This window comes from Glycomyces algeriensis, assembly GCF_027622855.1.
Taxonomy (GTDB): domain Bacteria; phylum Actinomycetota; class Actinomycetes; order Mycobacteriales; family Micromonosporaceae; genus Glycomyces; species Glycomyces algeriensis.
On sequence record NZ_JAPZVR010000010.1, the window covers coordinates 174517 to 181610 of the forward strand.

Annotated in this window: 4 protein-coding genes; all 4 read left to right on the forward strand. The window is 69.8% G+C overall.

From position 1 onward, the window contains the following. Positions 1 to 8: 8 nt before the first annotated feature. The 4 genes from nuoL to O2L52_RS18405 all read left to right on the forward strand — a co-directional run bounded on the left by nuoL (position 9) and on the right by O2L52_RS18405 (position 7063). Positions 9 to 1910 carry an NADH-quinone oxidoreductase subunit L gene (gene nuoL / locus O2L52_RS18390; RefSeq protein WP_270117292.1) on the forward strand — a complete coding sequence of 634 codons (1902 nt, stop codon included), beginning with the start codon at positions 9 to 11 and terminating at the stop codon, positions 1908 to 1910. After that, complete coding sequence (locus O2L52_RS18395) at positions 1907 to 3451, forward strand: NADH-quinone oxidoreductase subunit M (RefSeq protein ID WP_270117293.1); 1545 nt, start codon at positions 1907 to 1909, stop codon at positions 3449 to 3451. Before nuoL ends, O2L52_RS18395 begins: the two co-directional genes overlap by 4 nt. Next, entirely contained in the window at positions 3444 to 4997 is a 1554-nt protein-coding gene (gene nuoN / locus O2L52_RS18400; RefSeq protein ID WP_270117294.1) for an NADH-quinone oxidoreductase subunit NuoN, read from the forward strand. Before O2L52_RS18395 ends, nuoN begins: the two co-directional genes overlap by 8 nt. Positions 4998 to 5182: 185 nt before the next feature. Next, entirely contained in the window at positions 5183 to 7063 is a 1881-nt protein-coding gene (locus O2L52_RS18405) for a serine hydrolase domain-containing protein (protein WP_270117296.1), read from the forward strand. Positions 7064 to 7094: the final 31 nt, after the last annotated feature.

Sequence of the window (7094 nt, forward strand, 5' to 3'; positions counted from 1 at the left end):
GGGACACAGTGGACGAAATCTCGTACGCACCGGCCGAAGGGGTCCTCTCGCTGGCGTGGCTGCTCATCGCCCTGCCCGCGATCGGCGCCGCGGTCCTGCTGCTCACGGGCCGCAGATCGGACAAGTGGGGCCACTGGCTCGGCGTCGCCACGATCGGCGGCGCCTTCGCGCTCGCCCTCGCGATGTTCTCCTCGCTCGCGGGCCTGGAAAACAAGAGCGCGGACCTCGACCTGTTCACGATCCTCTCCGTAGGGGACCTGGACATCGAGGCGAACCTGCTCTTCGACCCGCTGAGCGCGGTCTTCTGCCTGCTCATCACCGGGGTCGGCTTCCTCATCCACGTCTACGCGGTCGGCTACATGGCTCCCGACGCGGGGCGCCGGAAGTTCTTCGCCTACTTCAACCTGTTCGTCGCCGCGATGCTCATCCTGGTGCTCGGCGGCAACTACTTCATGACCTTCATCGGCTGGGAGGGCGTGGGCCTCGCCTCGTACCTCCTCATCTCGTTCTGGCAGATGAAGCCCGCCGCGGCGACCGCCGGCAAGAAGGCGTTCCTCACCAACCGCGTGGCCGACGTCGGGTTCCTCCTGGCGATGTTCACCATGATCGGCGCACTGGGCACTGTGGACTTCGCGGGCGTCTTCAACGGCGCCGCGTCGCTTTCCACCGGCACGAGCCTCGCCATCGGGCTGCTGCTCCTGGCGGCCGCGTGCGGCAAGTCCGGCCAGTTCCCGTTCCAGACCTGGCTCCCGGACGCGATGGAGGGCCCGACCCCGGTGTCGGCGCTCATCCACGCGGCCACGATGGTGACCGCGGGCGTGTACCTCATCGCCCGCTCGCACGTCATCTTCAGCCTCAACGCGGACGTGCAGACCGCCGTCGTCATCGTCGGCGCCCTCACCCTCCTCTTCGGAGCGGTCGTGGGCTGCGCGAAGGACGACATCAAGCGCGTCCTCGCCTGGTCCACGGTCTCGCAGATCGGCTACATGTTCCTCGCGGTCGGCCTCGGCGGCGGGGCGTTCGCGCTCGGCATCATCCACCTGCTGGCCCACGGGTTCTTCAAGGCCGGCCTGTTCCTCGGCTCCGGCTCGGTCATGCACGCCATGAACGACCAGACCGACATCCGCCGCTTCGGCGGGCTCTGGCGGAAGATGCCGCTCACCTACGCGACCTTCGCGGCCGGGTGGCTCGCGATCATCGGCCTGTTCCCGTTCTCGGGCTTCTTCACCAAGGACCCGATCATCCACGACGCCTTCGCCCGCGAAGGCTGGCAGGGCTGGGCCGTCGGCGGCGCCGCGCTCCTCGGCGCCGCGCTCACCGCGTTCTACATGACCCGCCTGTTCGTGCTCACCTTCCACGGCCCCAAGCGCTGGACGGACGACGTGCACCCGCACGAGTCCCCGGCGATCATGACCGTGCCGCTGGTGCTGCTCGGCCTCGGCTCGCTCGGCGCCGGCGCCCTCATGGCCACCTCGGTCCCCGAGTGGCTCACCCCCGTCTTCGGTGAGCCCCACGAGGTCCACGGCCACCTGAGCCACATGCAGGTCACCGTCGCCACCACCGTCGTGGTGGTCCTCGGCGCGGGCCTGGGCTGGTTCCTCTTCCGCAACGGCACCGACGAGGTGCCGCGCGCGGCCGCCTGGCCGGTGCGCGCCGCCCGCGCCGACCTCGGAGGCGAGGCCGTCAACCGCGGCCTCTTCGAACGCCCGAGCCGCCTGGCCGCCAGCGCTTCGGTCGCCATGGACGGCCGGGTCGTCGACGGCGCCGTGAACGGCCTGGCCGCAGGCGTAGGCGGCACGTCGCGCCGCCTGCTCGTGCTGCAGACCGGTTTCGTGCGCTCCTATGCCCTGTCGATTCTTTCCGGTGCGGTCATCGTGGTGGCCGCGCTCATGGTGGTGGTCGTCCAATGAACGCACTCCCGTTGCTGTCGGCGCTGGTCGCCGTGCCTCTGATCGGGGCCGTGGTCGTCGCGTCGATCCGCCGCGAGAACGCGGACGCGGCCCGCTGGACCGCGCTCGGGGCCGCCGGGCTGGTCGCCGTGCTCGCCGCGCTCGTGGCGCTCGGCTTCGACTACTCCGCGGACGCGCCGTGGCTCCAGTTCACGGAGTCGTACACGTGGGTCGAGGCCTGGGACCTGAACCTGTCGTGGGGGGTCGACGGCATCGCGCTGCTCATGCTCCTGCTCACCGCGGGGCTGACGCCGATCGCGATGCTCGCGGCCTGGCGCGACCTGGACGCGGTGAAGCGCTCGGTGCCGGCGTTCTTCGCGCTGATCCTCGCGCTGGAAGCGGCGATGATCGCGACCTTCCTGGCCTCGAACATTCTCTTGTTCTACTTCTTCTTCGAAGCGATGCTCGTGCCGATGTACTTCCTCATCGGCTCCTACGGCACCGGCCCGAAGAAGCAGTACGCGGCGGTGAAGTTCTTCCTGTACTCGCTGCTGGGCGGCCTGTTCATGCTCGTGGCCGTGATCGCCCTATGGGTGCACAACGGCGGCGTCTTCGACTGGCAGACCCTTGTGGACTCTGAGCCGATGGCGGACGGGACGCTGCAGAACTGGCTGTTCCTGGGCTTCTTCATCGCGTTCGCGATCAAGGCCCCGTTCTTCCCGTTCCACACCTGGCTGCCGGACGCGGGCGGTGCGGCCCCGGCCGCGGTCGCGGCGCTGCTGGTCGGCGTGATGGACAAGATCGGGACGTTCGCGATCCTGCGCTACTGCATCCCGCTGTTCCCGGAGGCGACGCAGACGTTCGCGCCGTGGATCATCGGGATGAGCGTCATCGGCGTGGTCTACGCGGCGTTCGTCGCGATCGGGCAGACGGACCTGAAGCGGCTGGTCGCCTACACGTCGATCGCCCACTTCGGCTTCATCGGCCTCGGGATCTTCGCGTTCACGCAGGCGTCCGCCACGGGCGCGGTGCTCTACATGTTCAACCACGGGCTCGCCACGGGCCTCTTGTTCATCGTCGTCGGGTTCCTCGCGATCCGGCGCGGCTCGGCGCAGATCGCCGACTACGGCGGGGCCGCCAAGACCCTGCCGGTGCTCGCCGGGATCTTCCTGTTCGCCGGCCTCGCGTCGCTGTCCCTGCCCGGGACCGCGCCGTTCATCTCCGAGTTCCTGGTCCTGTTCGGCGCCTTCACCGGCAACGAGCCGGTCGCGGTGGTCGCGACCCTGGGCATCATCCTCGCCGCCGCGTACGTGATCTGGATGTACCAGCGCACCATGCAGGGCGAGCGGAACCCGGCGCTCGACGAGGTGCCCGCGATGAAGCGCGACCTCACGCTGCGCGAGAAGGCGCTCGTCGCGCCGCTGGTGATCGCGATCCTCGGCTTCGGGTTCTTCCCGCAGCCCTTGATCGACGCGGTCGAGCCGGCGGTCGACAACACGCTGCTCTTCATCTCAGGCTCCCCTGAAGACCTGCCCGCCGCCGAAGGAGTCACCAATGAATGAGGCCCAGCAAGCGGGGCTCCAGATCGACTGGGCCGGCCTGGCCCCCATGATCATCGTGTTCGTCGCGGCCTTCGGCGGGCTCCTCGTCGAGGCCACGGTCCCCAAGGGCCGCAGGCTGGTCGTGCAGGTGAGCCTCGCCGTCATCGCCTTGGCGGCGGCGTTCGCGGCCGTGATCCTGAACCAGGGCAAGAACGGCACCGCGTTCGAGATCGAAGGGGCGGCCATCGGCTCGGTCGTCCTCGACGGCCCGGGCCTGTTCCTGCAGGGGACGCTCGCGGTGCTCTCGATCATCGCGGTCCTGCTCCTCGCCGAGCGCCGCACCACGCGCGGCGGCGACTTCGTCGCCGAGGCCGCCGTGGTCGCCGACTCGGCCGCGGACAAGGCCCAGCGGCGCGAGGACGGCGCGACGGAGATCTTCCCGCTGACGCTCTTCGCGGTCGGCGGCATGATGATGTTCGTGGTCGCGGGCGACCTGCTCACCATGTTCGTGGCCCTGGAGATGCTGAGCCTGCCGCTGTACCTGCTGTGCGGGCTCGCCAAGCGGCGCCGCCTCATCAGCCAGGAGGCCGCGCTCAAGTACTTCCTCTTGGGCGCCTTCGCGTCCGCGTTCTACGTGTACGGCATGGCGATGCTCTTCGGCTTCGCCGGCACGGTGGACCTCGCGGGGATCAACCAGGCGGGCGTCGACTCGGGCCAGCCGCGGATGTTCCTGTACATCGGGGTCGCGATGCTCGCGGTCGCGATGCTGTTCAAGGCGGCGGCGGTGCCGTTCCACATGTGGACGCCCGACGTCTACACGGGAGCGCCGACGCCGGTGACCGCGCTGATGGCGGCCTGCGTGAAAGTGGCGGCCTTCGGCGGCCTGCTGCGGGTCTTCAACGTGGGCCTGGCGTCCTCGGCGTGGGACTGGCACCTGATCCTGACGGTGATCGCGGTGGCGACGATGCTGGGCGGCGCGATCTTCGCGGTGACCCAGCGGAACATCAAGCGGCTCCTGGCCTACAGCTCGATCGCGAACGCGGGCTACCTGCTCATCGGCGTGATCGCCCTGGGCGAGGCGGTCGGCCAGACCATGTTCTACCTGGCCGCCTACGGCTTCACGGTGATCGCGGCCTTCGCGGTCGTCTCGCTCGTGCGCGACGGCGACGAGGAGGCCACGCACCTGGCCCGCTGGGCCGGGCTCGGGAAGCAGTCCCCGGGCACCGCCGTGGTGGTCACGATCCTGATGCTCGCCCTTGCGGGCCTGCCGTTCACGAGCGGCTTCACCGCGAAGTTCAGCCTCTTCACGGCGGCCCTCCAGGCCGACGAACTGGGCTTGGTGATCGTCGGCGTCGTCTCCTCGGCGATCCTCGCGTTCCCGTACCTGAAGGTGGTCGTCCTGCTCTGGCTCAACGAGCCCGCACCGGACGCCCCCACCGTCAACCTGCCGAGCCCCATGGCCGGCACCGTGGTCGCGGCCGGCGTGGTCGCCACGATCCTCCTGGGTGTGATGCCCGGCTTCCTTCTCGACATCGTCGACCAGGCCAGCACCTTCCTGAACACCTAGCGCGCCAACAAAAAGCCGCGGGGAGCCAACGGCTCCCCGCGGCTTTCGCCGTTCCGGGTGGGGCCTGCCTTACCGGGAACCCGCCCGCTGCCTGCATAGTGCCGCACCCCTCGTTTGCCTACGGTTGAACCATGCTCATCAACCAGAAGCCAAGCGGCAACGTCGAACGGCGCAACTTTCGTCCAATGCGGACCGTCCTTGCCGCGGCGGCGGTCGCGGTCGCCGCGGGCGCCCTGGCGTCCCCGGCGCACGCCCAGGAACCCGCCGACATCGAAGCGATCGTCACCGAGGCCATGGACGAGCACGGCATCCCCGGTGCGATGGTCGCGATCACCTCGGGAGGCGCCACCGACACGTACGGGTTCGGGCTCGCCGACATCGACGCCGGGACCCCGGTCGACCCCGAGACCACCCGCTTCCCGATCGACTCCGTCTCGAAGACCTTCACCGCCACCGCGATCATGACCCTTGTGGACGACGGCACGCTCGACCTCGACACCGATGTGAACGAGTACCTCGACAACGTCGAGGTCGAGGACACCTACCCCGGGCAGCCGATCACCCTGCGGCACCTGCTGACCCACACCGCCGGCTTCGAAGAGGCGATCATCGGGCTCTTCGCCGAGACCGGCGCGGGCGACCGCCTCGAGGAATCCATGCTCGAACTCCCCGAGCGCGTCAGGCCGCCCGGCGAGGTGTACGCGTACTCCAACTCCGGCCTCGCCCTGGCGGGCCTGGCCGCCGCAGACGCGATCGGCGCCGACTTCGACGAGGTCCTGGCCGACCGCGTCTTCGAACCGCTCGGCCTGGACCACACCGAGGTCAACACCGGCACCGCCACCCCCGACCGGCCCCTCGCGACCGCCTACGCGCTCCAGGACGGCGAGCAGGTCGCGTACAAGCGCAAGGCCGAGAGCGACTACCCCGCAGGCGGCATCATCGCGACCGCCGCCGACATGGGGGCGTACATGGAGTACCAGCTCGGCGACGGTGCGCCGCTCCTCTCCGCCGACGCCCTCGCCGAACTCCACGGCCCGCAGTTCCACGCCGACCCGCGCCTGCCCGGCTCCGCGCTCGGGTTCTACGAGATGTTCCACGGCTCGACCCGCATGGTCGCCCACGGCGGCGACGGCCCCGGCTCGCACGGCCTCATGACGCTCGTGCCCGACCACGACCTCGGGATCTACATCGCCTTCAACGGCGACGGCGACGACGGCGCGGCGGCGTTCCACGCCGAGGAGGCCACCCGGGCGATCCTCGACAGCGTGCTCGGCGAGAGCAGTGAAGCGGACGGACCCGCCGGAGCCACCGCCCCGGAGACGGCCGCCGAGGCCGCCGCCGGCACCTACCGCTCCACCCGCATGAACGAGAGCGACTACTCGAACCTGTTCCTCGCGATCGGCTCCGACATCACCGTGGCCGTCGAGGACGACGGCACGGTCACCACCACCGGCCTCTCGTTCGACCCGGAAGTGGACGAGCAGCACTGGGAGCCCCAGGGCGAGGGGCTCTACCGCGAAGTCGACGGCACACGACTTATCGCCTTCGGCGCCAACGGATCCGACACCATGCTCTACACCGGTGACGGCGCCTACGAGCAGACTGCCTGGTACGAGCGGACGGACGTCTTCCTCGCCGCTACTGCTGCGGGCCTGCTGCTCCTCGCGAGCCTCCTCGCCTGGCCGATCGGCAACCTCATCCGCCGCCGAAGGGGCCGCCCGGCGATGCGCCCCGGCAGCCGCACCGCGATCGTCCTCGCCGCTGCGGCCGGGATCCTGAGCACAGCGTTCATCGCGACGATGGCCGCGTTCCTCGCCGACACCGACGCGTTCATCGTCAAGGTCCTCGAAGGCGCCCCAGTTGTGCCGCTGGCCGCGATCCCGCTGCTGGTCGCCGGGATCGCCACGGCTGCTGCGCTTGTCGCGGTCGTCATGGCCTGGGCCCGCCGCTGGTGGACGGCCGGCCGCCGCCTCCACTACACGCTTGCGGTTCTGGGCGCGGTGGTCTTCCTTGCGGCCATGGAGTTCTACCACTTCGCAACGGCACCGCTGCTGCTCTTCACCTAGCGCACAAGGGAAAAGCCGCGGGGAGCGAAGC

What these genes read in the sequence shown, in the direction of transcription:
- nuoN (WP_270117294.1), top strand. Translation starts at nt 3,444, where the DNA reads ATGAATGAGGCCCAGCAAGCGGGGCTCCAGATCGACTGGGCCGGCCTG.
- O2L52_RS18395 (WP_270117293.1), top strand. Translation starts at nt 1,907, where the DNA reads ATGAACGCACTCCCGTTGCTGTCGGCGCTGGTCGCCGTGCCTCTGATC.
- O2L52_RS18405 (WP_270117296.1), top strand. Translation starts at nt 5,183, where the DNA reads ATGCGGACCGTCCTTGCCGCGGCGGCGGTCGCGGTCGCCGCGGGCGCC.